This window comes from Rhodococcus sp. H29-C3 (genome assembly GCF_030063405.1).
Lineage (GTDB): Bacteria > Actinomycetota > Actinomycetes > Mycobacteriales > Mycobacteriaceae > Rhodococcoides.
Map to the genome: position 1 here is coordinate 50184 of NZ_JASITC010000006.1, position 25869 is coordinate 76052.

At 62.4% G+C, this 25869-nt stretch carries 26 protein-coding genes; 9 read left to right on the forward strand and 17 right to left on the reverse strand.

Annotation, left to right across the window (positions count from 1 at the left end; translation table 11 throughout):
* Nucleotides 1-3 precede the first annotated feature (3 nt).
* The 5 genes from QMK32_RS15420 to QMK32_RS15440 all read right to left on the reverse strand — a co-directional run bounded on the left by QMK32_RS15420 (nucleotide 4) and on the right by QMK32_RS15440 (nucleotide 6184).
* Nucleotides 4-1515, reverse strand: a complete 1512-nt coding sequence (locus QMK32_RS15420; protein ID WP_283475933.1) for an amino acid permease — start codon at nucleotides 1513-1515, stop codon at nucleotides 4-6.
* 139 nt (nucleotides 1516-1654) lie between these two features.
* Nucleotides 1655-2878 carry a mannose-6-phosphate isomerase, class I gene (gene manA, locus QMK32_RS15425; protein ID WP_283475935.1) on the reverse strand — a complete coding sequence of 408 codons (1224 nt, stop codon included), beginning with the start codon at nucleotides 2876-2878 and terminating at the stop codon, nucleotides 1655-1657.
* Entirely contained in the window at nucleotides 2878-4053 is a 1176-nt protein-coding gene (locus QMK32_RS15430) for a tobH protein (RefSeq protein WP_283475937.1), read from the reverse strand. Before QMK32_RS15430 ends, manA begins: the two co-directional genes overlap by 1 nt.
* An 80-nt stretch (nucleotides 4054-4133) precedes the next feature.
* A complete protein-coding gene (locus tag QMK32_RS15435; RefSeq protein ID WP_283475939.1) occupies nucleotides 4134-5510 on the reverse strand; it encodes a phosphomannomutase/phosphoglucomutase in 1377 nt (458 codons plus the stop codon).
* Between the two features lie 251 nt (nucleotides 5511-5761).
* Complete coding sequence (locus tag QMK32_RS15440) at nucleotides 5762-6184, reverse strand: DUF3499 domain-containing protein (RefSeq protein ID WP_269303218.1); 423 nt, start codon at nucleotides 6182-6184, stop codon at nucleotides 5762-5764.
* Between the two features lie 75 nt (nucleotides 6185-6259).
* Here QMK32_RS15440 and QMK32_RS15445 point away from each other — a divergent pair, with 75 nt between their 5' ends.
* Nucleotides 6260-6748: a metallopeptidase family protein gene (locus tag QMK32_RS15445; RefSeq protein ID WP_283475940.1), complete on the forward strand. Its 489-nt coding sequence runs from the start codon at nucleotides 6260-6262 to the stop codon at nucleotides 6746-6748.
* A gap of 26 nt (nucleotides 6749-6774) precedes the next feature.
* On the opposite strand, the gene QMK32_RS15450 is transcribed toward QMK32_RS15445, so the two are convergent.
* Nucleotides 6775-7008 carry a WhiB family transcriptional regulator gene (locus QMK32_RS15450; RefSeq protein ID WP_269303718.1) on the reverse strand — a complete coding sequence of 78 codons (234 nt, stop codon included), beginning with the start codon at nucleotides 7006-7008 and terminating at the stop codon, nucleotides 6775-6777.
* 863 nt (nucleotides 7009-7871) lie between these two features.
* On the opposite strand from QMK32_RS15450, the gene cofD reads away from it, so the two are divergent.
* The 3 genes from cofD to QMK32_RS15465 are packed head-to-tail and all read left to right on the forward strand — an operon-like array spanning nucleotide 7872 to nucleotide 10742.
* Nucleotides 7872-8840, forward strand: a complete 969-nt coding sequence (gene cofD, locus QMK32_RS15455) for a 2-phospho-L-lactate transferase (protein WP_283475942.1) — start codon at nucleotides 7872-7874, stop codon at nucleotides 8838-8840.
* A complete protein-coding gene (locus QMK32_RS15460; protein ID WP_283475944.1) occupies nucleotides 8837-10192 on the forward strand; it encodes a coenzyme F420-0:L-glutamate ligase in 1356 nt (451 codons plus the stop codon). The genes cofD and QMK32_RS15460 overlap by 4 nt, the downstream gene beginning before the upstream one ends.
* Nucleotide 10193: 1 nt before the next feature.
* Nucleotides 10194-10742: an NUDIX hydrolase gene (locus tag QMK32_RS15465; protein ID WP_283475945.1), complete on the forward strand. Its 549-nt coding sequence runs from the start codon at nucleotides 10194-10196 to the stop codon at nucleotides 10740-10742.
* Nucleotides 10743-10747: 5 nt separating this feature from the next.
* Here QMK32_RS15465 and manB read toward each other — a convergent pair whose 3' ends face one another.
* Genes manB through rfbD form a run of 3 tightly spaced genes read right to left on the reverse strand, consistent with a single transcriptional unit; the run spans nucleotide 10748 to nucleotide 13626 of the window.
* Nucleotides 10748-11833, reverse strand: coding sequence for a mannose-1-phosphate guanylyltransferase (manB, locus tag QMK32_RS15470; protein ID WP_283475947.1), 1086 nt, complete (start codon nucleotides 11831-11833; stop codon nucleotides 10748-10750).
* Entirely contained in the window at nucleotides 11823-12719 is an 897-nt protein-coding gene (locus QMK32_RS15475) for a glycosyltransferase family 2 protein (RefSeq protein WP_283475948.1), read from the reverse strand. The genes manB and QMK32_RS15475 overlap by 11 nt, the downstream gene beginning before the upstream one ends.
* Nucleotides 12720-12753: 34 nt before the next feature.
* On the reverse strand, nucleotides 12754-13626 hold the full coding sequence (rfbD, locus tag QMK32_RS15480; RefSeq protein WP_283475949.1) for a dTDP-4-dehydrorhamnose reductase: 873 nt from the start codon (nucleotides 13624-13626) through the stop codon (nucleotides 12754-12756).
* 297 nt (nucleotides 13627-13923) lie between these two features.
* Between rfbD and QMK32_RS15485 the strand changes: the two genes are divergently transcribed.
* Both QMK32_RS15485 and QMK32_RS15490 read left to right on the forward strand, forming a co-directional pair.
* Nucleotides 13924-15375, forward strand: coding sequence for an LCP family protein (locus tag QMK32_RS15485; RefSeq protein ID WP_283476136.1), 1452 nt, complete (start codon nucleotides 13924-13926; stop codon nucleotides 15373-15375).
* A gap of 20 nt (nucleotides 15376-15395) precedes the next feature.
* Nucleotides 15396-16103 (forward strand): TIGR03089 family protein, encoded by a 708-nt coding sequence (locus tag QMK32_RS15490; RefSeq protein ID WP_283475950.1) that lies wholly within the window; start codon nucleotides 15396-15398, stop codon nucleotides 16101-16103.
* Here QMK32_RS15490 and QMK32_RS15495 read toward each other — a convergent pair.
* From QMK32_RS15495 to QMK32_RS15505, 3 genes are read right to left on the reverse strand one after another with little or no spacing between them, the layout of a single operon-like run.
* Nucleotides 16100-16480, reverse strand: coding sequence for a hypothetical protein (locus QMK32_RS15495; RefSeq protein WP_502943643.1), 381 nt, complete (start codon nucleotides 16478-16480; stop codon nucleotides 16100-16102). The genes QMK32_RS15490 and QMK32_RS15495 overlap by 4 nt on opposite strands.
* A 14-nt stretch (nucleotides 16481-16494) precedes the next feature.
* Entirely contained in the window at nucleotides 16495-17004 is a 510-nt protein-coding gene (purE, locus tag QMK32_RS15500) for a 5-(carboxyamino)imidazole ribonucleotide mutase (RefSeq protein WP_283475952.1), read from the reverse strand.
* Nucleotides 17001-18269, reverse strand: a complete 1269-nt coding sequence (locus tag QMK32_RS15505) for a 5-(carboxyamino)imidazole ribonucleotide synthase (protein ID WP_283475953.1) — start codon at nucleotides 18267-18269, stop codon at nucleotides 17001-17003. The genes purE and QMK32_RS15505 overlap by 4 nt, the downstream gene beginning before the upstream one ends.
* Before the next feature lie 164 nt (nucleotides 18270-18433).
* Here QMK32_RS15505 and QMK32_RS15510 point away from each other — a divergent pair, with 164 nt between their 5' ends.
* On the forward strand, nucleotides 18434-18997 hold the full coding sequence (locus tag QMK32_RS15510; RefSeq protein WP_283475955.1) for a GtrA family protein: 564 nt from the start codon (nucleotides 18434-18436) through the stop codon (nucleotides 18995-18997).
* A 13-nt stretch (nucleotides 18998-19010) separates the two neighbouring features.
* Here QMK32_RS15510 and QMK32_RS15515 read toward each other — a convergent pair whose 3' ends face one another.
* The 5 genes from QMK32_RS15515 to QMK32_RS15535 all read right to left on the reverse strand — a co-directional run bounded on the left by QMK32_RS15515 (nucleotide 19011) and on the right by QMK32_RS15535 (nucleotide 23810).
* Nucleotides 19011-20336 (reverse strand): sensor histidine kinase, encoded by a 1326-nt coding sequence (locus QMK32_RS15515; protein ID WP_283475956.1) that lies wholly within the window; start codon nucleotides 20334-20336, stop codon nucleotides 19011-19013.
* 3 nt (nucleotides 20337-20339) lie between these two features.
* Complete coding sequence (locus QMK32_RS15520; protein ID WP_269303196.1) at nucleotides 20340-21020, reverse strand: response regulator transcription factor; 681 nt, start codon at nucleotides 21018-21020, stop codon at nucleotides 20340-20342.
* A gap of 40 nt (nucleotides 21021-21060) precedes the next feature.
* Complete coding sequence (locus QMK32_RS15525; protein ID WP_283475957.1) at nucleotides 21061-21657, reverse strand: PH domain-containing protein; 597 nt, start codon at nucleotides 21655-21657, stop codon at nucleotides 21061-21063.
* A 5-nt stretch (nucleotides 21658-21662) separates the two neighbouring features.
* Entirely contained in the window at nucleotides 21663-22892 is a 1230-nt protein-coding gene (locus QMK32_RS15530) for an AI-2E family transporter (RefSeq protein ID WP_269303193.1), read from the reverse strand.
* A 93-nt stretch (nucleotides 22893-22985) separates the two neighbouring features.
* Nucleotides 22986-23810 carry a biotin--[acetyl-CoA-carboxylase] ligase gene (locus tag QMK32_RS15535; protein ID WP_283475958.1) on the reverse strand — a complete coding sequence of 275 codons (825 nt, stop codon included), beginning with the start codon at nucleotides 23808-23810 and terminating at the stop codon, nucleotides 22986-22988.
* Between the two features lie 127 nt (nucleotides 23811-23937).
* Between QMK32_RS15535 and QMK32_RS15540 the strand changes: the two genes are divergently transcribed.
* Together QMK32_RS15540 and QMK32_RS15545 are read left to right on the forward strand one after the other, a co-directional pair.
* Nucleotides 23938-25578 (forward strand): acyl-CoA carboxylase subunit beta, encoded by a 1641-nt coding sequence (locus QMK32_RS15540; protein WP_269303189.1) that lies wholly within the window; start codon nucleotides 23938-23940, stop codon nucleotides 25576-25578.
* On the forward strand, nucleotides 25575-25868 hold the full coding sequence (locus QMK32_RS15545; protein WP_269303187.1) for an acyl-CoA carboxylase subunit epsilon: 294 nt from the start codon (nucleotides 25575-25577) through the stop codon (nucleotides 25866-25868). The genes QMK32_RS15540 and QMK32_RS15545 overlap by 4 nt, the downstream gene beginning before the upstream one ends.
* Nucleotide 25869 lies beyond the last annotated feature (1 nt).

Sequence of the window (25869 nt, forward strand, 5' to 3'; positions counted from 1 at the left end):
GGGCTATGTCGAGTCGCGTTCGTTGGCCGCTTCGCGCGCCCGGATCGTCTCGTCTGCGTTCTTCCGGCTGTAGGCGAAGTAGATTACGACGCCGATCGCCATCCATACGACGAACCTGATCCACGTCTCGACCGAGAGATTGACCATCAGCCACACGCACGAGGCCACCGCCAGAATCGGAATCAATGGCATCAGGGGAACCTTGAATCCGCGGGGAAGGTCCGGACGCGTCCGCCGGAGTACCACCACGCCGATCGACACGAGGACGAAGGCGAACAGTGTGCCGATGTTCACCATCTCTTCGAGGGTGCCGATCGGAAAGAATGCGGCGAGAACCGAGACCACGCCGCCGACGAGCAGCGTAATTCTTACCGGGGTACCCCTCGAGCCCGTATGTGCCAACGAATGTGGGACGAGACCGTCACGCGACATGGCGAACAGCACTCGCGTCTGCCCGAGCATCAAGACCATGACTACCGTCGTCAATCCGGCCAGTGCGCCGAACGAAATAATGTTCTTCGCCCAATCGAGGCCGTTGAGTTCGAATGCCGTCGCCAGAGTGGAGTCGTCACCAGCGAGTTCGGTGTAGTTCACCATCCCGGTCAGCACGAGCGTTACCGCGACGTAGAGGACCGTCACGATGGCAAGGGACCCGAGAATTCCACGAGGCAAAGCCTTCTGTGGGTTTTTGGTTTCCTCCGCTGTCGTGGCGACCACGTCGAACCCGATGAAGGCAAAGAAGACGAGGCTGGCAGCGGCCAGCAACCCGTACCACCCGAAGGTGCTACTTCCCGCGCCCGTGACGAAGGACAACAGCGACTGGTGAATGCCCTCTTCGGTGGAGCCACCCTGGGAGGGAGGAATGTAGGGAGAGTAGTTCTCCGATTTGATGTAGAACGCCCCGACAACGACCACGAGCAACACGACAGCGACCTTGATCGCGGTGACCACCAACGACACCCGAGACGACAACTTGGTACCGCTGACAAGTAGGACCGTGATGATGAGAACGATAACCAACGCACCCCAGTCGAAGTCGAGCGAACCGATCTTCACGATCGGCGATGCCGACCCGATGACCTCACCGAGATACAGCGACCACCCCTTCGCTACCACCGACGACGCCAGCGCGAACTCGAGGATGAGGTCCCACCCGATGATCCATGCTACGAACTCGCCGAAGGTCGCGTACGAAAAGGTGTACGCGCTTCCCGCCACCGGGACGGTCGAGGCGAACTCGGCATAACAGAGAGCGGCCAGCCCACACGCGACTGCAGCGAGAAGAAATGCCAACGACACCGAGGGACCGGCAACGTTTCCTGCGGTGCGCGCGGTGAGCGTGAAGATTCCTGCCCCGATGACGACAGCCACGCCGAACACGGTGAGGTCCCACGAAGTGAGATCCTTCCGAAGTTTGGTGTCCGGCTCGTCCGTGTCCTTCATGGACTGCTCTACGGACTTGGTCCTGAACAGCCCTGTCGTTCGCGGACTCTTCTTCGGCCGATCTTCGGTCATCGCGTGTGTTCCACCTGTCGAGATCGGGTCACTGACGGTATCGGGCTTGCGACTTGTTCACACGCCCCTTGGAGCCCCTGTGGTAACACCCTAAGGGAATGGAGCTCTGACGCGGACGGTTCCAGTATCGGGCGAAAGGCTACCCGACGGTTGCGACAAATATCTCGGCGTCTCCCCATCGCGCCGCGGCGGTGAACGCTGGATCCGCCGCAGATATCCACACAGCCGATCCTTGCTCGAGCACCAACTCGCGGTCACCGTCGTCCACAACGACCCGCCCCTTGGTGCACAGCACGATCGACGGCCCGTCGCTGTCCGACTTCACCGAAGACCCGTCCGACACGAGGGCACGGCTCAGCGCGAACTCCGGCGCCGGCGTCTCGTACCCGGCGACGGTGTCTGTCATGTCGGGCTTCGCTTCGAGGATCCTCACCTCCGCCGGCCGAAAATCCAGTATCCGGAGCAGTTCTGGCACATCCACATGCTTGGTGGTCAGTCCGCCGCGCAACACATTGTCGGAGTTCGCCATGATCTCCACACCGGTACCGGTCAGGTAGGCGTGCAGATTGCCCGCGTCGAGAAAAATACCTTGGCCGGGGGTCAACGTAACTCGGTTGAGTAGCAACGCCGCCAGCACTCCCGCATCACCCGGATAGGACTCGCCGAGTTCGAGAAGTGTTCTTGCCTCCGCGACGAATTCGCCCCCGTCGGACTGCGCACGAGTCGAGAGATACTCGATGCACCCGTCGGCGACCAGCGGCAACAATGCATCGAGGGCAGGTCCGGGCAAGGTGATCCAGGAGGTGAATACTGTCCGCAATCCTGCATCGTCAGGCTGATCGGCCAAAAGTGATCGGTACCCGGACAAAGCGTCCACGTTCAGCGCGTCGATGAACTCGACCGTTCGCCGCGGGCACCTGAATCCGGCAAGTGCGTGAAACTCGGTCAACGCAACGATCAGCTCGGGTTTGTGGCTCGCATCGCGGTAGTTCCGCAATGACGAATCGATCGGAATCCGTGCTGACTCTTCGCGCGCGAATCCCTCGGCGGCTTGGGTCGCGCTCGGATGGGCCTGCAGCGACAGCGGCTCGTCGGCGGCCAGCAATTTCAACAGAAAGGGCAGCCTTCCCTGGTACGTCGCGGACGTATCGGCTCCAAGCTCGAAAGCCGGGTTCTCATCGATGACGCTGAGCAGCGACCTCGTCGAGGTGCCGTCGGCGATCATTGCTGGATCTGCCGGGTGCGCCCCGAGCCAGATTTCGGCTTCCGGATGTTCGGACGGAACCGGCCGGCCTTGCAAAGCTGCAAGAACAGTTCTCGATCCCCACGCATACGACCTGACTGCACCGAGCAGTGGTTGCACTATTTACCGCCCATCAAATGTAGATACGCGGCAGCCATTTCCAGCCGCGTCGCCAATACTGCCGTTGCCCCTATTTCACCGGCAGAGTGCGTGTTGTTTCCTGCACCGCCCCGAGCTTCTCGCCGGTAACCTCCGGCGCCGTCCACAGACTCCGAAAACGATCCGAAATCGATGCTCCCCCGATCGGACTCGGGTAAGCCCGCCGTGATCACAACGGAGTCCGGTAGCGCAGCCGTCCGACGTTCGGCCGACGCGGCGGAAGAATCGGATGCCAAGACCACTACTCGAATCGCCTGTTCGGGCCGGGGCCCGTCGAACTCCTCGTCGTGGAAGAAGGCATCGTATTCGACGGGTGCTGCACCGTTCGTGCGACCGGAGGACACGACGGCGGCGATGACATCGGAGAGTTCACTCGCCCCCGCCACGACGCCGGCAGCGCGCAGCAAAACCTCACTACCGTGTCGGGCCAATTCGACGTCGACGGCTGCCGAACCGGACAGCACAACCCTGCTGCCCGAGATCTGAGCGGCAAGCGACTTCGCCGGGTTCCGAAAAACCTCGTGCGACGGATGGTTTCGAGCCGCCTCGGCGTCGAGAAGATCTGCGACTTCGGACAGATCGGGGAGCAAAGATCGATAGGCGCCATCGGACACAGCAGCGAGAACCGCCGTTCCAGCAGCCAGATAACGCATCAACGTGTTGTGCTCGCGCACAGCGACCCTCGGGGGAAGGAACACAGCGCGGCCTGCCGCAGCAGAGCGCAGCGGTCCCTCGTCCGGGGTGACGAGAACAGTTTCGGCGCCCCGGCGAACGGCTGCGGATGTAGATTCTGCGAGCCGTGGATCACCGGCGTCGTCGCCGGAGATCACAACTACGTCGAGCGGACCGACCCACAGCGGCGTCGTCGCGGCGTGCACAAGTGGAAAACCGATGCGTGCACCGATCGCGGCGATGAGCATGGATGCGGCCCGACCCGCGCGACCTTGACCCGCGACGAAGACAACGCTGCGAGGACGAAGATCGCCCAGCCGTTCGGATACGGACTCCTCGACGGCTGCATAGGTCGCACGGACCTGCGCGCCTGCCAATGCGGCGCTGCGCAGGGCCCCGTCGGTATCGGCGGCGGCAAGTGCGGCAGTGTCATCCAAATTCAGCAGAGACGACGGAGCTGTCATGGCTGTCTGCACCGTCCTTTCCTTACCGACGTCCACTCACCGACCGAGTGCATTCGTGAGTGCGAGCGTCTCGTAGTCCACTATTCCAGTTGTCCTCGCACAATGCCCAATATCTCGGAGGTCAAAGCGTCGACATCTTCGCTGGTGCGGGCCTCGACGTTCAGGCGCAACAGCGGTTCGGTATTCGATGCCCGGAGATTGAACCAGGCACCGTCTGCGAGGTCGATGGTGACACCGTCCAACCGGTCGACCGATACCGTACGGTCCGCGAAGGCCACGAGCACTGCGCTCGTGCGCTCGGCAGCATCATCGACCGTCGAGTTGATCTCCCCGGACGCAGAATACGACTCGTATGACTTCATCAACTCCGAGAGCGGTCGGTCTGTAGCGCCGAGAGCTGCCAGGACATGCAGCGCCGCGAGCATCCCCGAGTCCGCACCCCAGAAATCGCGGAAGTAGTAGTGGGCGGAGTGCTCACCGCCGAAAACAGCACCGGTCTCTGCCATCTGCTGCTTGATGAACGAATGGCCGACCCTGGTTCGCACTGGTGTACCACCGAGTCTTGTCACCAACTCCGGAACCGAATGGGAGGTGATCAGATTGAAAATCACCGACGCGCCGGGTTCTTTGGCGAGCTCGCGCTCGGCTACCAGCCCGGTCACGGCCGAAGGAGAGACGGGATTACCGAGTTCGTCGACGACGAAGCACCGATCCGCGTCGCCGTCGAATGCCAATCCGATATCGGCACCGGTTTCGCGCACGAACTTCTGCAAGTCGACGAGATTCTTCGGGTCGAGCGGGTTGGCCTCGTGATTGGGGAAGGTTCCGTCGAGCTCGAAATAGAGGGGGTAGATGGTGACCGGCAGCGAATCGAACACAGCAGGCACGGTATGCCCGCCCATCCCGTTTCCGGCGTCGACTGCGATCTTGACACCTGATATCTGAGACAGATCGGCGAGCTCACGCACGAAAGTGGCGTACTCGACCAGAACATCACGATCCGATGTGGTTCCAGGTGTCCCATCGTATTGCGGAACACCGTCGACCAGCTCTGCCTTGATCGTGCCGAGTCCGGTGTCCTGTCCTACCGGCTTGGCTCCCGCGCGGCACAGCTTGATGCCGTTGTACTCCGCAGGATTGTGGCTTGCGGTGAACATGGCACCAGGGCAATCCAGGACACCTGATGCGAAGTAGAGCTGATCGGTCGAGGCAAGACCTATGTGGACGACGTCGAGGCCCTGTGAGGTCACTCCGTCCGCGAATGCCCGTGACAACTCCGGTGACGATGCGCGCATGTCGTGTCCGACCACGACCTGGGAGACGGACTTCTCTCGGACCAATCGCGCGAACGATGCGCCGACGTCTCGCACGAAGTCTGCGTCGATCTGCTCGCCCACCAACCCTCGTACGTCATAGGCCTTGATGACTGCATTGACGGACTCGGCAGTTCGTGCCACGAACGACTCCTCGGAATTTCGGTGGGGTGAGCGGTAGAAGCGAGGCACTGTGGCCAAGCCCTTGCCCTTCGGACATCGTCTTCTCGAGTCGAATCTGTCACAACTCGATGCGAGGAGCGCGAGAAAACCGACCAGTTGTGACCGACCCCATGCGACCGGACGGAACGAAACAATCGCCGCGTACGACGACGGAACAGCGAACGGAACAAAAGGCCGAACAGCCGGGTAGAACGCGGGGATTCACCAACAAGTCAGGAAGTGGGATCCGGAAGCACCCGCAGGTGACCCCGTCGGCCGGTCCGTGCCGGCACAGACGTCCGACGATCTCCGACTACGTCAGCGCGGATGTCCCGTTCTCGAACTCGGTCCACCGACTCGGTATCCTCGCGTCGGACACGATCGCCGCGGCCTGCTTCGCGAACGGCTTCGGCCAGCGCCGTCAAGTCGTCCTCGTCGGGCGTCGTCGTGGTGAAGCCACCCTCGTAGCGAACCATTTCCCAGCCCTTGGGGGCAGTGGTGGTCACAGCGTGTACTTCACACAGGTCCCATGAGTGGGGTTCGGCGACGGTGGCAAGCGGTCCCACTACGGCAGTCGAGTCCGAGTAGACATACGTGAGCGTCGCGACGGCCGAACGACTACACCCGGGCCGGCAGCATCCACGCAGTGATCTCACGAGCAAGAGACTATCCCTCGGTTCAGACTGCACGCCGCCCGACACACCGCGAAGGGTCGGACGATAACCTTGGGCATGGCTCGAACTGGCTCCGGACGACAACCGACCTCCCGATCTGCGGACCGGCGCGGCCGCGGAGTTCGCGGCCCGGTGCTTCCCTCGAACGTCCCGGGGCACCGATCGCGAGCAGACAAATTCGACCGCGTGGTGCTGGAGGCATTTGCTCGCATCGACCACAAGTGGCACGAGCGGTTGGAGAGGCTGGACATCGCGGTCGACGAAGTACCCAAAATCAGGGCCATAGATCCCGAATCGGTCACGTGGCCTCCCGAAGTGGTAGCAGAGGGGCCCGTTCCGTTGTCCAGATTGGTACCGGCCGGCATCGACAAGCGCGGTGATTCGACACGCGCACGGATCGTATTGTTCAGGCGCCCGCTGGAGCGAAGAGCCAAGCACCCGGAGGATCTGGAGGATCTTCTCTACGAGGTACTTGTCGAACAGGTTGCGACCTACCTAGGGGTCGACCCCGACATCATCGACCCGGGTATGGAAGAGGAACGTTAGCCGAAGGATTCGGCACGAATTTCGATCTAGCCGATACCCCGCTTGAGCCGACGACGCTCCCGCTCCGACAGTCCTCCCCAGATTCCGAAACGCTCATCCTTGGCAAGCGCGTACTCGAGGCATTCGCCCTTGACATCGCAACCGAGGCAGATACGTTTTGCTTCCCGAGTCGATCCACCCTTCTCGGGAAAAAATGCCTCAGGATCGGTCTGCGCGCACAGCGCACGCTCTTGCCACTGATCTTCGATCTCCTCGAACATTCGATCGAATCCGGCGACTGCGCTCAGGAACGGCTTTTCCGGAACACGAACTGGCAGAGCCGTTCCCTCCCCCACCGAGTCGTCTTCATCCTCGAAATCCACGTCCGCGGAGACAAGCGCCACGGAATCGCGATCGGCACCGCAAGCGCTGGAAACCATTGAACCTGAATCGGAATCGGCCCGATCGTCGGAATCTACCGACCCCTGCACCACAGAATCGCGGCCGAGGTCCTCGTCCGCTGCAGCTACACCGACAGCGAATGCATCCGAGCGGCCGCTATCTACATGTGTCGCAAAAGTCTTGTCGTTCATACGGTTCCCGTAGTCGCCTCGTGCCGCGCGTACTCGGGAATCGGTCTGCGACGCGTCGCTGACTACGCTGAGGTGAGCCTGGGGTTCGTCCCGCTGTTCACGTGCCACGTACTGGTCGTACATCGCTTCCGCCTCCTCACCATTCGATAGCGCAGAAATTTCCGGTCGGTTCCGAACACCTTGCCCCGCGCCGATATTCGTAGCCATACCCCAACCATCGACTTCCAACACATGCTCCGGCATACTTGACGTCACATGGGAACGAGTGTTCGAATCAAGGGTCACTCCAAGCGAACTCGCCTGACGACCGGGTAATGACATAAATGTGATTAGACACGCCGAAGTAGGTTGCGGTCAAGCCGATACGGGATATTGCAATACCATCTCCAGGTCGGAATCAGCCCTCTCCCCGAATAATCGCCCGTCATCGGCGTGTCGCGCCCCGAAAAACGCACCGAAACCGGGAGTGAGTCCGGATTTCACCGTCCCAGCGCCGCCGAGATGGCGGGCGCCGACCGGTCGGTTCGACCGAGCGCCTAGGCTCTGAATCTGTGAAAGTGACTGTCTTGGTCGGTGGAGTCGGCGGAGCCCGGTTCCTTCAGGGCCTCAAAACACTGCTCGGGGACGACGACGAGATTACTGCGATCGTCAATGTCGGAGACGACGTGTGGATGCACGGTTTACGCATCTGCCCCGACCTCGACACATGTATGTACACCCTGGGCGACGGCATCGATACCGAGCGTGGTTGGGGACGCATCGCGGAGACTTGGCACGCGCGTGACGAACTCGCCGCGTACGGGGCCGACCCGGATTGGTTCGGGCTCGGCGACAGAGACATAGCCACACATCTCATCCGGAGTCGGATGCTCAGGACCGGATATCCACTCTCGGCGGTGACCGAAGCCTTGTGCAACCGATGGAAGCCAGGCGTGCGACTGCTACCGGTGACCGACGACCGGAGCGAGACACACGTCGTCGTCACCGACCCGGACGAAAAGGACGGGGACACTCAGCGAGCAATCCACTTTCAGGAGTGGTGGGTTCGCTACCGAGCACAGATTCCAACACACAGTTTCGCCAATATCGGTGCCGAACAAGCAACTCCGGCACCCGGGGTCCTCGATGCCCTCGCCGACGCCGACGCCGTGATCCTGGCTCCATCCAATCCGGTGGTGAGCGTCGGCGCGATCCTCGCTGTCCCCGGAATCCGCAGTGCACTACGTACGACGTCGGCCAAGGTTGTCGGTCTGTCGCCGGTAGTGGACGGAAAGCCGTTGCGCGGGATGGCAGACGAATGTCTGACCGTCATCGGTGTCGAGACGTCCGCCGAGGCCGTCGGCCGTCACTACGGCGCACGATCGGACACCGGAATCCTCGACGCATGGTTGATCCATTCGACCGATCAGGCCACCATTCCCGGCGTTGATGTACACAGCGTGCCGTTACTGATGACCGACCCCGAAACGACCGCTCTGATGGCCGCAGCGGCACTTCGTTCGGCTGGACTCGAGCTGTGACCGAGCCGATTCCGACCGACCATGCGCCTGGCGGCAGCATCGAGATCATCCCGGTGACCGGGTTACCGGAGTTTCGGCCGGGCGACGATGTTGCGTCCTCGATAGCCGCGTGCGCACCGTGGATCCGCAACGACGACATATTAGTGGTCACCAGCAAGATCGTGTCCAAGGCCGAAGGTCGACTGGTCGACGCACCACTGGATCCAGAAGAACGAGATGCCGCGCGAAGACTGCTGGTCGAGCAGGAAGCAGTTCGGATCGTTGCTCGCAAAGGTCGAACACTGATCACCGAGAATCGACTCGGCATAGTGCAGGCCGCCTCTGGAATCGATGGATCCAACGTCGATCGGGCCGAATTGGCACTGCTCCCGCGAGATCCGGATGCAAGCGCTGCCGCCATACGAGCGGCCCTGGCGTCATCGCTCGGTGTCGACGTCGGCGTCGTCATCACCGACACCATGGGGCGCGCGTGGCGAATCGGACAGATCGATGCCGCGATCGGCTCGGCCGGTCTCGCCGTGATCCATGGCTATGCCGGCGCCGAGGACGGCCAGGGTAACGAGTTGATCGTGACCGAAGTCGCTGTCGCCGACGAGATCGCTGCTGCAGGCGATCTGGTCAAGGGAAAGCTCGGCGCCGTTCCGGTTGCCGTCGTACGTGGCCTGAAGCCGATCGACAATGGCACCGGCGCAAGGGATTTGGTGCGCAGCGGAGAGGAAGACCTCTTCTGGCTCGGTACCAACGAGTCGATCGACAGGGGGCGGCGGGAGGCGCTTCTCGTTCGCCGCTCGGTTCGTTCCTTCACCGGTGAATCGGTGGATCCAGAGGAAATACGCGGCGCCGTCGGCGAAGCACTGACTGCTCCCGCACCGCACCACACCCATCCGGTTCGATTCGTGTGGGTTCGCACCCCGGCTCTACGCACCCAACTGTTGAACAAGATGAAAGAAAAGTGGAGTGAGGACCTCCGCTCGGACGGATACACCGACGAGCAGATAGAGCGCAGAACTTCACGAGGCGACATCTTGTTCGATGCGCCCGAAATCGTGATCCCCTTCTGCGTACCCGACGGCGCACACACGTATCCCGACGAGCGCCGAAACCGAGCCGAGGAAACCATGTTCACCGTTGCGGTCGGCGCCGCGGTGCAAGGCCTGCTCGTGGCGCTTGCAGTGCGAGGACTCGGTAGCTGTTGGATCGGCTCGACGATTTTCGCTGCTGACCTGGTGCGCAGCGAGTTGGGCGTGCCCACCGACTGGAGAGCCATGGGCGCCATCGCAATCGGTCATCCGGACAGCCCTGTCGATCTGCGGAAACCACACCCATTGGGTGACGAACTACTGGAGATGTGAGATGAGTTCGAGCACGCTCCGTCGTTCCGCCACTACTGTGCTGGAGCAGTGGCGGACGAGCCAGTGGCACGAAGATTCGCTCCGTCACACGATGCTCGCCTTCGTCGACAGCAATGCCGACGCCTGCATGCGAGCCAACGAAGCAGGGCACCTCACGGCATCTTCGCTGGTTCTCGACGCGGAGGGCCGCAATGTACTTCTCACCCTGCACCCGCGGGTGGGCCGTTGGATCCAGCTGGGCGGTCATTGCGAAGAATCCGACGACACGGTGGTCGACGCCGCGTTGCGGGAAGCTCGGGAAGAGTCCGGGATCGACAATCTCGACATCGACCCGGCTCTGCTGTCCGCGCACACACACCCGATCACATGCTCGCTCGGCAAGCCCACCCGGCACCTCGACCTGAGATTCTTGGTGCGCGCCCCCGTCGGGGCCCAGGCCGTCCGCAGTGCGGAATCCACGGACCTGCGCTGGTGGCCCGTCGACGCACTTCCCGACACCGCCGAGAAGGACACGATCACCCATCTCGTCGAGCTCGCGCTACTGCGCTAGCGACATCAGACGTCGGTGGAGAACCGGACTCCGCCGTCGGGCAACTTGACCCCCGGCCACACTCTGGCGCCGCGAAGCAGTTCACAGCGGGCACCGATGTCGGCTCCGTCGCCGATGATGGCGTCACGGATCAGTGCGCGCGGTCCGATGCGTACACCGAATCCCAGGATCGAACGCTCGACGACTGCACCCGCTTCGACGACCGCACCGTCGAACACGACCGCGCCGTCGAGACGGGCGCCTGCGCCGATCTCCGCGCCACGGCCGATGACGGTGCCACCGATCAGCAGCGCACCGGGAGCAACGCCCGCGCTGGGATGGACGAGGGATTCGCCTCGGGTGCCGTTCAACGCCGGCGATGGAGCGATGCCGCGCACGAGATCCGCCGAGCCCTGAACGAAGTCTTCCGGGGTTCCCATATCACGCCAATAGGCACTGTCCACATGGCCGAAGACCCGACGACCATCGGCGAGAAGGGAGGGAAACACTTCCCGCTCGACCGATACCGGCCGATCATGCGGAATGGTCTCGATGATCTCACGCTTGAATACGTAGCAACCAGCATTGATCTGGTCCGTCGGCGGATCCTGAGCCTTCTCCAGGAACGCTGTCACACGCCCGTCGGCATCAGTTGGAACACAGCCGAATGCACGAGGGTCACCGACGCGCACGAGATGCAGCGTCACATCCGCGTCGGTCCGCTCATGGGTGTCCAGGACGGCGGTCAAGTCGGTTCCGCCGAGGACGTCGCCGTTGAACACGACGACGTTGTCCGCCCGCAACCGCGGTAGAACGTTGCGAATACCGCCTCCGGTGCCCATGGGCTCCGTCTCGGTGACGTACTCGAGTTCGATACCGAGCGACGAACCGTCACCGAAGTACTCCTCGAAAACCTCGGCTTTGAACGATGTTCCCAACACCACGTGATCGATGCCTGCTGCCTTGATACGTGCGAGCAAATGTGTCAGAAATGGCAGCCCGGCAGTCGGCAGCATAGGCTTCGGAGCCGACAGCGTGAGTGGCCGCAAGCGAGTTCCTTTGCCGCCCACAAGAATTACGGCATCTGTGTTGGAGCGGGTTTCAGCTGACATGGTCGGCCTCTCTATTCTCGTCGATCTGTCGCTGTCGAAGTGCCGCAGCCACAACCACCTTCGAGCGCACCGCAAGGCCCGCTCGCAGAACCCATCGTATGGGAGCCTGCCACGGGTGGGGGTGCCGGTCTGCCTGAAACCTGTACGCACTGGTGTGATGCGCGGGCAGCATCAACTCTGGATGTCGGCCTGCCGCATGACCTTTGGTGTGGGTGATTTCCACGTCGGGCACGTAGACATTCAGCCATCCGGCGGTTCCGAGCCGATCTCCCAAGTCGACATCCTCCATATACATGAAGTAACGGGAATCGAACCCGTTGACGGAATCGAAAGCGGCACGACGAAGCAAAAGGCAAGATCCGGACAACCAGCCGACCGCGCGTTCGGCAACCGCCTCGTTGTCCTGCCGATAACGTTGCGTCCACGGATTGCCCGGCCAGATCTTGCCGAGGACAGCATGTCCGACACCTGAGGTGAGGTCCGGAACTGCGCGTGCAGACGGGTACCTGGTGCCGTCGGGCTCGCGGATGAGAGGCCCGAGCGCACCCGCACGAGGCCATCGCTCGGCCGCGGCAAGCAACCCGTCGAGAGATCCGGGATGCCACCGCACATCGGGATTGGCGACGACAACGAACTCGATGTCGTCGTCGAGTTCGGCTACCGCGCGGTTCACGGCCCCGCCGTAGCCGAGATTGGCGCCGGTTCGAAACAACCTCACGTGGGGGTAGCGCGCATCCGCGGCCTCGACGCTTCCGTCGGTCGACCCATTGTCGGCCATGATGACGAGCGGCACCTCCTCTGTCGCCGAAGAGAGGGAGGAGAGGAATTGATCCAGATACTTCCCGGGGGAATATGTCACCGTGACGACGGCCAGCTTGGAACTCACGCGGGCCAGACTAACCGGCGAAGCCGGTATTGCCTCACCTCGCGCCGGCACTAACCTCACCCAACGCGTCGGTGAGTGCTTCGCGCCACGGCCGTAGTGGGGTGAGGCCGGCAGCGGTCCAGGCATCAGCGGACAACACCGAGTACGACGGCCTGGGGGCCGGTCGCACGAACTCGGCACTCGAGCAGGCCAACACACGTTCCGGGTCTGCACCCGCACCGGCGAAAACAGCACGTGCCAATTCGAACCAGCTTGCGGTCCCAGCATTTGTCAGATTAAGTATCGCCTGCCCGCTCGGCGGCGAAGCAGCGAGTTCCAGTAATCCGGACGCGAGATCACGGGAATAGGTCGGAGATCCGATCTGATCGTTCACCACCGACACGGTCTCTCGCTCACGCTCGAGGCGCAGCATCGTCGAGACGAAGTCTGCCCCGGTTCCGGTGTAGACCCAGGCTGTACGCACGACCGTTGCCGACGGCAACACTCGTAGGACAGCCTGCTCACCGGCTAGCTTGGTTCTTCCGTAAGCGCTGCGCGGGGCCGTCGGGGATTGAGGTAGGTACGGAAAAGTCGCGGTGCCGTCGAACACATAGTCGGTCGAGACGTGCACGAGGCGCGCACCGACGCGCGCACAAGCAATCGCCAGGTTCTCGGGACCGTCTGCGTTTACCTTCAACGCCGTTGCTTCGTCCGATTCTGCAGCATCGACCGCGGTATAGGCGGCGCAGTTGATCACCACCATGCCCGGCTCGACGGCGTCGGCAACTGACCTCGCGTCGGTGATGTCCAGCTCTGCGCTGGTCACACCGAGCGTCGTTACGCTGCTCGCACCGTTGCTGTTGTTCGAAAGGTGCAGTATCTGCCGGCCGAGCTGTCCGCCCGCTCCGGTCACAAGGATTTTCGCCACAGTTGCAAAGTGTGGCACGCCGCCCGTGCTTGAGCGAGACGGTGACACTTCACAAGTAACCTGACTGGTCGGGGCGAGAAATGCGTAGAACAAGAGTGGAGAGGTCACCAGGTGCAACGAGAGTCTGACGGATCGCGAGGCGCGCGGCGGTCCTCGGCGCGCCGTCGCGACCCTGGGCAACGCCCTGCCCGGGGGCGCACTCGGGCGCCACACCGCAATGACCGCCTCAGCGAGGACGAGAGTGCCGGCGGCAAACCTGGAAACGGACTACCGGCCGACAGGCCAGGCATTCCTCGGATGCTGATCGCGGCCATGTCCGTTCTTGTGCTGGTCGTGACAGGTTTCGCATGGCGAAGCGTCGACGACCTTCGCTCGAACATCGCTACTGCAGGTGGCCTCGGTTTGGGTGGTGGATCCGACGGCGCAGTGGACATCCTCATGGTCGGCACCGACAGCCGCACCGATGCGCACGGCAACGCCCTGACGCAAAGCGAGCTCGATTCACTGCATGCCGGTGACGAGGTGGCATCGAACACGGACACGATCGTCCTTATTCGCGTACCCAACGACGGTTCTTCGGCAACCGCGATCTCGATACCCCGTGATGCGTACGTCGCGGTTCCGGGACTCGGAAAGTCCAAGATCAACGCGGCTTACGGCGCAACGAAGGAGAACAAGCGCCTCGAACTCGTCGAGCAGGGTGTGTCCGACACGGACGCGGACTCACAGTCGACCGAAGCCGGACGCGAGGCGCTCATCGAATCGGTGGCCGATCTGACGGGGGTCACCGTTGATCACTACGCCGAGGTGGGTCTACTCGGTTTCGTACTGCTGACCGATGCGGTCGGCGGCGTGAACGTGTGCCTCAACGCCCCGGTGGACGAGCCGCTGTCCGGAGCGAACTTCCCCGGCGGCGAGCAGACACTGTCCGGTGCCGACGCGTTGAGTTTCGTCCGGCAGCGACACGATCTTCCGCGTGGCGACCTCGACCGAATCGTGCGTCAGCAGGTATTCATGGCATCACTCGTGCGGAGTGTGCTGAGCGCGAAAACGTTGAGCAACCCGAGCAAGTTGAGTCAGCTCAGCTCCGCAGTCCAGCGTTCGGTTGTTCTTGATTCCGATTGGGACATACTCCAATTCGCGACCCGTTTGCAGGATCTCGCCGGCGGTAAGGTCAAGTTCGAGACGATCCCCGCCGTCGACATCAACGGTGTAACCGATTACGGCGAATCGATTGTCGAGGTCGATCCAGATGCGGTGAAGACCTACGTCGAGAGGCTTGTCGACGGGTCCGTCGACGACCAGGACTCTGCACCGGCGACCGACACTCCCACCGTCGACCCGTCTTCGGTCACGGTGGACGTCGCCAACGACAGCGGAATCGACGGACTCGCGAACGGTGTGGCAGCGTCGCTCGGATCGCTCGGATACACGAGCGGCTCGGTCGGAAACTACGAGGGAGCGTCGGTCTCCGCCACAACGATTCAGGCGGCAGATCCGGACAGTGATGCAGCGAGGTCGGTGGCAGCTGCTCTCGGCGGGCTCGAAGTGGCCTCCGACGACACACTGCCGCGCGACACCGTTCGGGTGGTACTGGCCTCCGACTACTCCGGCCCCGGGGCCGACGGCAGCACCGCATCACCGACAACCGCATCCCCAACTACCAACGGTACGGCCGCGAGCGGTGCAGGCGAATCACCTGCACCGCCGATCGACGCAGGCTCGGCGGGCCCTGCTTGCGTCAACTGAGCTCCGCTAGGGTTGCGCCTGTGGCCTCAACGTTGACGCAGGAACTGCTCGATCCGATACTCGCGACCGATCCCTCCGGTCCGCGGGTGACGTATTACGACGACGGGACGGGTGAACGGGTCGAGGTATCGACGATCACGCTCGCCAATTGGGCTGCAAAGACCGCCAACCTGTTGTGCGACGAGTTCGGACTCGCACCCGGTGCCAAGGTCAGTATCCTGCTTCCCGCTCACTGGCAGACCGTGGCCGTCCTGCTCGGTGCGTGGTGGGCAGGTGCCGAGGTCGTCCTTGTCGCGGACGACACGGCAGAGCTCGCACTCGTGCACGGTTCTCGAATCGACGAGGCCGGCGACATACCCGAAATACTCGCCCTGTCGCTCGATGCATTCGGCAAACCGGTTCCCGATCTTCCTATCGGAGTGACCGACTACGCCACCTCGGTACGCGTACACGGAGACCAATTTCGGCCGACCGGCGCGGGAGCTGCTCTCGACGGACGATCGATCGAGGAGGTGTTGGCGGAGGCACGTAGCCGAGCCCAGGCACATTCGTTGGACACTGGAGACCGCGTGCTCTCGTCGTTGCCATGGGGTACGACCGAGGAATTGATCGACGGACTACTGTCGGTTTTGGTTTCCGGCAGCTCGCTCGTGCAAGTGAACAACCCAGACGAGACGAAGACCGACCGTCGCAGCACTACCGAAAAGGTCACCAAGACGCTCGGTTAGGACCTGCCGACGTATCCACCGTCGTCGAGGCCTGCTTCGATCTCGAAGCGATTCCGCGCGCCCGGATTCCGTAGTTCCTCCACCAGATAGCGAACCGCGAACAGTGGCCCGTACCTCGCCCACTGGTCTGCGTGCACCGCCTCATGGCGCAGAACACTGCGCGAGATGTTGGCGCGGGTGAGGTAAGCGGCACCGATGGTCGTTCCGCCGCGACCGAAACCCGCACGCATTCCCCGACAGATGAAGAGCCGATACTCGTCGTCGAAGACGATCTCGGCCCGCCACAACGTCGCATAGACGAGCGCAAGGTAGGTGACGACGGCTACCGTGCGCCCCCGAGTACAGGTGTCCGGCCGCCGGATCGACCATGCGGACACCGGAGCGAAACGCACTACCCGAGGAGCTTGGCGCGCAGTGCCGCGTCCTTGTCGAGCACCATTGCCTCTAGGTCTTGTTGAAACTTCTCGATTCGCGACCGGAGCTCGGGGTCCGAGGCGCCCAGAATGCGAACCGCGAGGAGCCCTGCGTTGCGAGCACCACCGATCGACACCGTGGCAACCGGTATCCCGGCGGGCATCTGCACGATCGACAGCAGTGAATCCATACCGTCCAAGTACTTCAAGGGAACAGGTACACCGATGACCGGCAGCGGCGTCGCCGAAGCGACCATGCCTGGCAGATGAGCTGCTCCACCGGCTCCGGCGATGATCACGCTGAGCCCCCGCTCGGCCGCGCTCGTCGCGTAATCGAGCATGCGCTTGGGTGTGCGGTGCGCCGAGACGACACCGACCTCGAAGCGAATGCCGAATTCGGCCAATGCGTCCGCTGCGGCCTCCATCGTCGGCCAGTCGGAGTCGCTGCCCATGATGAGGCCGACCTGAGGCCCCAGTGGTTCGGTCATTGGTGCGGGTCCCATCCGTCGGTCCATTCTGCGTGCGACATCCAGTGTGCCGCGCGTTCGGCTTTCTCCCGGACAGCGGCTACGTACGCCTCGTCCGATGCTTGCCCGTTCGGTGATCCGAGTACGTTGACATGGCCGATCTTGCGGGCTTCGCGCTCGCCCTTGCCGTAGAGATGAACCTTGGCGTCCGGCATCCGCGCGAAGAGGTGATGAAGCCGTTCGTCCATCGTCATCGTCGGGGCCTCTGATGCTCCGAGAATATTGGCCATGACCGTGACCGGAGCCAACGGCGTCGTATCACCCAGTGGGTAGTCGAGTACCGCGCGAACATGCTGCTCGAACTGCGAAGTTCGGCATCCGTCCATGCTCCAATGCCCGGAGTTGTGCGGACGCATCGCGAGTTCGTTCACGAGGATGGCGCCGTCGATGGTCTCGAACAGCTCGACCGCCATGGCGCCGACGACTCCGAGCTCGGCAGCAAGCGCCAGAGCCATTCTTTCCGCGTCGATCGCCACATCGTCGTCGAGCGAGCCCGCCGGTGCGATGACCACCGCGCATTGCCCGTCGCGCTGCACCGTTTCGACTACGGGCCACGCCGCACCCTGTCCGAAAGGAGACCTCCCGACCATGACGGAGAGCTCGCGCCGCAGTTCGACCTTCTCCTCGACCATCAGTGCGACGCCGAGATCGAGCTGACGCGCCACGATGTCTTCTGCCTCGTCCGCATCCTTCGGCATCCACACACCACGTCCGTCGTATCCACCACGGATCGATTTGACTACCACCGGCCACCCGTGGGTGTCTCCGAAAGCTGTGACGTCTCCCACCCAGGTGACCTCGGCGAATTTCGGGATCGGGATCCCGAGCTCTTCCAGTTTCCGACGCATCTTCAGTTTGTCCTGCGCGTAGATCAGGGCCGACGGCGGTGGCTGTACGTTGACCCCTTCCGAAACGAGGACTTCGAGATGCTCGGTCGGGACTTGCTCGTGGTCGAACGTGACGACGTTGGATCCCGTAGCGACCGTGCGGAGGGCGTTCAGGTCGTCGTGGTGTCCGAGTACGACATCGGCGCTGACCTGCGCGGCCGGCTCATCGGAACCTGCGGAGAGGACTCGTAGGGTTTGGCCGAGCGCAATTGCGGCTTGATGCGTCATTCGCGCCAACTGGCCTCCGCCGATCATCGCCACTACCGGCATTCCGGTGGACGAGCTACGGGGGGTGGTGGGGCGCGGAGATAGACCTGTCACGGCTTCATATCGTGTCATGCGAGACAGATTCCACCGCAAGCAGACCCCCTCTGATGACGAATGAATTCGAGCGTCCTGTCCAATTCCTTCACTGCGAAGTCCCAATTACTTCACTGAGAAATCGCTGATGATCTGCGCGCCGGTTAGTCGATCAGGCACCTCGTTTCGTAGACTCCTTCGTTGTGCCCTCGATCGACAGTTTGATTCATCGCCTTCCCGGTCCACTACGGGTACTGGCGATTCGTCATACCGAGCTGATCAAATTTGCAATCGTCGGCGGGACCACGATGGTGTTCGACCTGGTGATTTTCTATTCGCTCAGTCTGACCATCCTCGAGCCCAAGCCTGTCGTCGCGAAGATCATCTCAGGCGTGATGGCCACCATTTTGAGCTACATCCTCAACCGTGAGTGGGCCTTCAAGAATCGTGGTGGCCGCGAGCGCCATCACGAGGCTTTGCTGTTCTTCACGATCAGCGGGATCGGTGTCGTTCTGGCGGCTGCCCCGCTGTGGGTGGCGAACAACTTGTTCGACATCCGCGAAGGGCACAACAGCCTGACGATGGTGTTGATTCTCGACTTCGTCCTGAACTACATCATCGGCAATCTTCTACAGATGGCATTCAGGTTCTGGGCGCTACGAAAGTTTGCGTTCCCCGACGAAAACGCGCGGGGCGCTGCGGCAGGCTCGACCGATTACGATCCGACGCCCGCAGAAGCTGCCGAGGAACAACTCGGCCACAGCTGACCTTTCTGCGCGCTCAGCGTGGCTCTCGAGCCCGTGGAGACGAGGTACCGGCTTCTTCACGTGACGCAGGCAGAAATACCGAGAACAAAGCAGGCTTGCGTCGCTGCAGTTCGAGCCTCCCACCGTCCGCCTCGACGAGTGCTCGGGCGAGAGCAAGACCCACGCCGGTCGATCCGGCGCCGGAGAACCCTCGATCGAATATGTGCGGAGCCAACTCGTTGCTGACGCCGCTGCCCTCGTCCGAAACCTCGATGCATACCAGTGGCTCGCGCCGTCGCTCGGCCGTGTCGAGCGCAGGAATCAGTCGCACTGCCACCGTGCACTTTCCGCCGCCGTGCGAGAGCGCGTTGTCCACCAAGACCGCCACAGCCTCGCGCAATCTCGAACCCGTCACCGACGCTTTGAGTCCCGGCCCACCCTCGAGCTCCAGTGTTCGGCCGGCATCCTCGAAGTTTCGTTGCCACTCCCCGACGACCCCGCTGAGCTCCGCGATGACAGCTACGTCCTCGGCACCTGCCGCCCCGTCGCTACGGGACGAGCGCACCAACTCGTCGATCGCCAGGGTCAACCGGTCCACCTGTGCCATTGCTTCATCTGCTTCGGCAACTACGTCGGGATCGGGATGCGTCGACAATTCGTCGAGCCGAAGTCGGACGGCCGTCAGCCGACTGCGCAGCTGGTGCGATACGTCGGCGACCAGCGCATGCTCGCGTTGCAGTCGGCCCGCGATCTCGACCGTCGCCGAATCGAGGACTTCCGAGACCCGATCGAGCTCGGCAATTCCGTGCCGTCGCGGATCGGGACGAAAGTCTCCGTCGGCGAGTCGCTGCGCTCGTCGTGCGACGTCGCGGAGCGGATCGGCCAGCCGATTGGCGGTCAAGACGGCCACCGCAGTCCCGATGAGAATCGAGGCCAACACCACGAGAGCGACCGCACCGACGGCTTGTTTCTGCAGGGTTCTCATATCGTGAGACGGCACTTCGAGCCGTAGCGATCCCGCAGTTCCCATCGACAGCGATTCCACCAACGGGGCGGGCACGAAGCTTTCACCGATGTCCACCCTCGACGCGGCATCTTGCGGTGTCGGAAACACCACGACGAGACGTCCACCTTCTGGGACGGCCAACCTGAGCGAGCCGATGTCGAGGACACCCTCCACGATGCCTCGCTCTCCCTCTTGCGACAGGATTTCCGATGCCATCCGATCGAGCCGCCGTTGAAGGTCGTCGCGAGTGAAATCCTCCACCCATAGCCAGGCGGTGTACACGAGGGGCAGACCGAGCAGTAGAGCGGTCAGCAGGACGACGGCAAGGATGGATTGCAGTATGCGGCGGCGCATCGATCAGTCGCTGTTGATCCGGAACCCGACTCCGCGCACAGTGGCGATGCGGCGCTCGGAAACCGATCCCTCGTCACCGATCTTCCTGCGCAGCCATGACATGTGCATGTCGAGTGTCTTGGATCCACGGAGTTCCGCGTCGCCCCATACCTCCCGGAGAATCGTCTCGCGGGAAACGACTTGCCCAGCATGGTCGAGGAGCACTTTGAGCAGTTCGTATTCCTTGTTCGCCAATGCGATCTCGGTTCCGTTCACCAGCACTCGCCTGGCGGCTGGCTCCAACCTGATCCCGCCGACCTCGATCGGGGTGTCCTCACCGGGACCGCGCCGCCGAAGCAGTGCCCGGACGCGGGCCATCAGCTCGGCGAGTCGAAACGGCTTACCGACGTAATCATCGGCGCCGGCGTCGAGCCCGACCACGAAGTCCACCTCGTCCGTCCGCGCCGTCAACATCAGGACGGCAAGTTCGGAGCTGTTGGCGCGGACTTGCCGACAGACTTCCAGGCCGTCCATTCCCGGCAGGCCGAGGTCGAGAATCAGCAGGTCGTAGTTCCCGTCGAGGGCCCGCTGAAGGGCAGCCGGCCCGGTCTGCTCGACCGTCACCGTGTACCCCTCACGCCCCAGGGCTCGCGAGAGCGGGGCAGCAATTGCTTCGTCGTCTTCTGCAAGCAGCACTTCGGTCACCCGCGCAACCCTACGGTTCGTTTCTGTGAGAACGCTTCGTTTACCAGCGTTTCCCCGCACGCCATCCTCTTTTTGCCGTGTCCGGAGAATCCTCATACGAGACTTCTCCGTCGTCGATCCGCGGACGGTCGTCCCGGCGAATCTCCAGCGCGTCGAATACCTGCTGGTAGAGAAGCGAATGAACCCGCTGGACGCGGGGAATGTCGTCGAATTCCAACGGGTCGTCCGACGCCGAGGCGATGATGAGGGTTCCGGTACCGAGCATGCGATCGATCAGTCCGTGCCGAAACTGGACGTTGGAAATACGGCCCATCGGGATGTCGATTCCCGAGTGGGTGATGACGCCCTGCCGGATGAGCACTCGGCGGTCGGTGACGATGAAGTGCGTGCATCTCCAGCCGATGAGGGGGGCTATGCACCGCCAAGCGACGATGATCGCCCACAGAACTGCAGTGACTATCGATGCGACGGTGGAACTCGAGCCGTCGAGCTTTACCGAAATCAGGCCGATCAGGAAACCTGCGACAGCGGTGACCAGGATGAATGACAACGCAGGCAACACCAGCATCTTCCAATGCGGGTGATGATGCAGAAGCAGTTCTTCCTCGTCTGCCAACGCATCTTCCGGGTACCCCATACGACTCACTCCTCGGCCGGATCCTTATTCGTACGAGGCGATCCTGCCACGAGAGCTGCGTCCTCCTCGCCATCCGAATCGGCGGCGCCACCGACATCCTCCTCACTGGCGGAATCGGCAGCCTCAGGATCGGTGGGTTCCGCTGCCGCATCGGGGGCAGGGCCGTCACCACCGGACATCAGAATGTCCGCCCATCTGGTTGCTGGATCGATGTCCACCAGCAGCGCCTTGGCCATCAAGGTCAATGGGATGGCGAGGACTGCTCCGAGCGGACCGAGAACCCAGGACCAGAACACGAGCGAGAGAAAGGTCAGAGTGACCGACAATCCCACGGCGTCACCGACGAACTTCGGCTGAATGATCGACTGGATGATTACGTTGACGACGCTGTAGACGACGATCACCGCGATCATCAGCGTGGGCCCGCCCTGCAACAGCGCCAACAGGGCGGGCGGAACCAGTCCGAGAACGAAGCCGATGTTGGGAATGTAGTTCGTGATGAACGACAACAGCCCCCACAACACGGGAAGCGGGATACCCATCGCCCACAGCGCACCTGCGTCGATGACGGCAACGATCAAGCCGAAGATCGTCGAGACGACCAGATAAGTACGAGTTCCCGTAGAGAAGGACACGAATGCGCCTGCGATATCGGGCCGGGTACCGACCAATGTCGACATCCGAGTGGTGAACGAACTTCCGTCGACCGCCATGAACAACAGCAGCACGAGGACGAAAACCAAGTTGGAGAAAATACCCAGGACGTCCACGAGAAGACTGTCGATCACACCGAACACCGTGCCTGCGTCGACTTTCGACATCAAACCTTGAATCTGGTCTTGCCCAATTCCGTTGTTCGCCAAAAGAGTCCGAACGCTGTCGACAAGACTGTCGAATTCATCGGCGTAGGTCGGCAACAGCGTCGCAAGTCGGGCGGTCGATACGACGAGTGCCAATACCAACACGAGAAGGATGGAGTACACCACGACAATCGCGATGATCGTTGCGATCCACGCCGCAAACCCCTTGCGTCGCAGCCACTCTGGAAACGGATGCACCGCTACCGTCAGCATCAAGGCAAGAAACGTCGGCCCGACCACGCCGGAGAACGCGCGTGTTCCGGCGACGCAGACGACGAGTGAGGCCAGCCCCAGCAACACGATCACCCCACGTGGGAGCGACCACGATTCCGACACGCTCGACGGCGTCGCATCCGATGCATGTCGCGGTTCCATGAGTGCCCCTCCGCAGGTATTCATCTGCTCAGAACGATCCCATCGCAACTGTCGAAGCCACATCATCCGTCGCGGATGATGTGGCTTCTCCGATTACTCCAACGCGCGTAGGTGCGTGACGTCACCGGCCGCCACGGCGACCGATTGCCCGGTGTCATCGTCACGAACGACGATGCGGCCGTGAATATCGACGTCGGTCGCCTCACCCACCAACACTCGATCCCCAGGCATCTCGACGCGAACTCTTCGGCCCACCGTGTCGCACCGCTCGCGATATCGCTGAGCGAGATGCTCGGTGTTCCAACCGGAGTTCTTCCAGGAATCCACTTCGGCACCGATTCCACGCAGCATTGCGCGCAGAATAGTGTCACGATCGGTCACGACCGCATTTTCTAGCACCAGCGATGACGCCGTCGGGACAGGAAGTTCCTCCGTCGTCATCGACACGTTCAGCCCGATACCGACCACCACGACCGGATGCGGACCGTAGGTAGCCACCTCGGCGAGAATTCCAGCGACCTTTCGCCCCTCGATCAAGACGTCGTTCGGCCATTTCAGAGCCGCATCGACGGCTGCCACCGTTCGCAGCGTGTCGACTACGGCGACTCCGGTCAGGAGCGGTAGCCACCCCAGGACGGCCGGATCAATTCCTGGAAATTTCATCAGCACCGACAACAGGATCTGTGATCGAGGCGCGCCGGAGAACGGGCGTGAATGACGGCCACGTCCGCTGTCCTGATGCTCGGCGACGAGCGCAGTGCGATCGGCGAGCCCGTCGGCTCGTGCAATGAGGTCAGCGTTGGTCGAGCCCGTTTGCTCGACCACGTCGAGCCTCGACCAGGACGCTTGCGGTCCATCGACAAGTGCTCGACGAAGAGCCGCGACATCGAGCGGGGGGCGGTCGAGATTGGTCCACATGACCCATGAGCATATGGCCCTACCGAACAGGCCTCGACGATGTACCGGCCAGTAGGCTTCTTTGTCGACTGTGCTTGTCGCACCTCGGTCGGGACAGCCATCTCAGTCGTGGTTAAAGTGATCCCCCATGACCAGTGTTCAGGACGCAACTGCACAGGGTTCGGCCGCCAAGCCCGATATCCACACCACAGCGGGAAAACTCGCCGATCTCAGAAGTCGCCGGGAAGCCGCGATGCTCCCCAGTGGTGAAGCTGCGGTGGAGAAGGTGCACGCGAAAGGAAAGCTGACCGCCCGGGAGCGCATCACAGCGCTTCTCGACGAAGGTTCGTTCGTCGAGCTGGACGCGCTCGCTCGTCACCGGTCCGTCAACTTCGGGATGGCCGACAACCGCCCCTTCGGCGACGGCGTAGTCACCGGTTACGGCACCATCGACGGGCGCGACATCTGCGTTTTCTCCCAGGACGCCACCGTCTTCGGCGGTTCTCTCGGTGAGATCTACGGCGAAAAGATCGTCAAGGTCATGGACCTGGCGATCAAGACCGGCCGCCCGCTGGTCGGCATCAACGAAGGCGCGGGCGCTCGCATCCAGGAGGGCGTCGTCTCCCTGGGCCTCTACGGCGAAATCTTCCACCGCAATGTTCAGGCCTCCGGAGTCATCCCGCAGATCTCGCTCATCATGGGGCCAGCTGCCGGTGGGCACGTCTACTCCCCCGCACTGACCGATTTCGTCGTCATGGTCGACGGCACCTCGCAGATGTTCGTCACGGGCCCCGACGTCATCAAAACCGTCACCGGCGAAAACGTCACCATGGAAGAACTCGGTGGCGCACACACCCACATGGAGAAGTCCGGTGTCGCGCACTACGTCGCCTCCGGCGAGCAGGACGCGTTGGACTACGTCCGCGATCTGCTGTCGTACCTGCCGAGCAACAACCGCGCCGACGCACCCCGCCTGGCGCCGTCGGATCCGATCATCGGTGGCATCGAGGAAAGCCTCACTGCAGAGGACCTCGAACTGGACACCCTGATCCCCGATTCACCGAACACCCCGTACGACATGCACGAGGTCATCCGCCGGATCCTCGATGACGACGAGTTCCTCGAAGTCCAGGAAGGCCGCGCTCGCAATATCATCGTCGGCTTCGGACGTGTCGACGGTCGCTCGGTGGGCATCGTGGCCAACCAGCCCACCCAGTTCGCCGGCACTCTCGACATCGACGCCTCCGAGAAGGCGGCTCGCTTCGTGCGGACCTGCGACTGCTTCAACGTTCCGATCATCACCCTCGTCGACGTTCCGGGCTTCCTTCCCGGAACCGAGCAGGAATTCAACGGCATCATTCGTCGCGGCGCGAAGTTGCTCTACGCCTACGGCGAGGCGACGGTCGGCAAGATCACCGTCATCACCCGCAAGGCCTACGGTGGCGCGTACGACGTCATGGGCTCCAAGCACATGGGTGCCGACGTCAACCTCGCGTGGCCGACCGCTCAGATCGCCGTTATGGGTGCATCCGGTGCCGTCGGATTCGTCTACCGCAAGCAACTGCTCGAGGCTGCGAAAAATGGCGAGGATGTCGACGCATTGCGGTTGAAGTTGCAGCAGGAGTACGAGGACACACTCGTCAACCCGTACATCGCGGCCGAGCGCGGCTACCTCGACGCTGTCATCCCGCCGAGCCATACGCGTGGACAGATCGTGGCTGCGCTACGGCTTCTCGAGCGAAAAATGGTGACGCTGCCGCCGAAGAAGCACGGAAACATCCCACTATGAGTGCACCGGCAAAGGAATCCGACATCACCGAAGCCACGGATCTGATCGAGTCTGCAGGATTGGAAGACGCATCGGCGGTCTCGGCAATCCACGATGCGATCCGAGTGGTGAAGGGCAATCCGTCGGACCAGGACATCGCGGCACTCGTCGTGGTTCTCACTGCAGCAGCAGGTTCGACCGGCTCGACCGGTGACTCACGTCCATCGGAGCTGTGGGGTTCACACGCCTCGAAGCATCGGACGTTCGCGCCTTATTCGCCGTACTCGTACGGCGCTTCGCAGCGTTACTAGA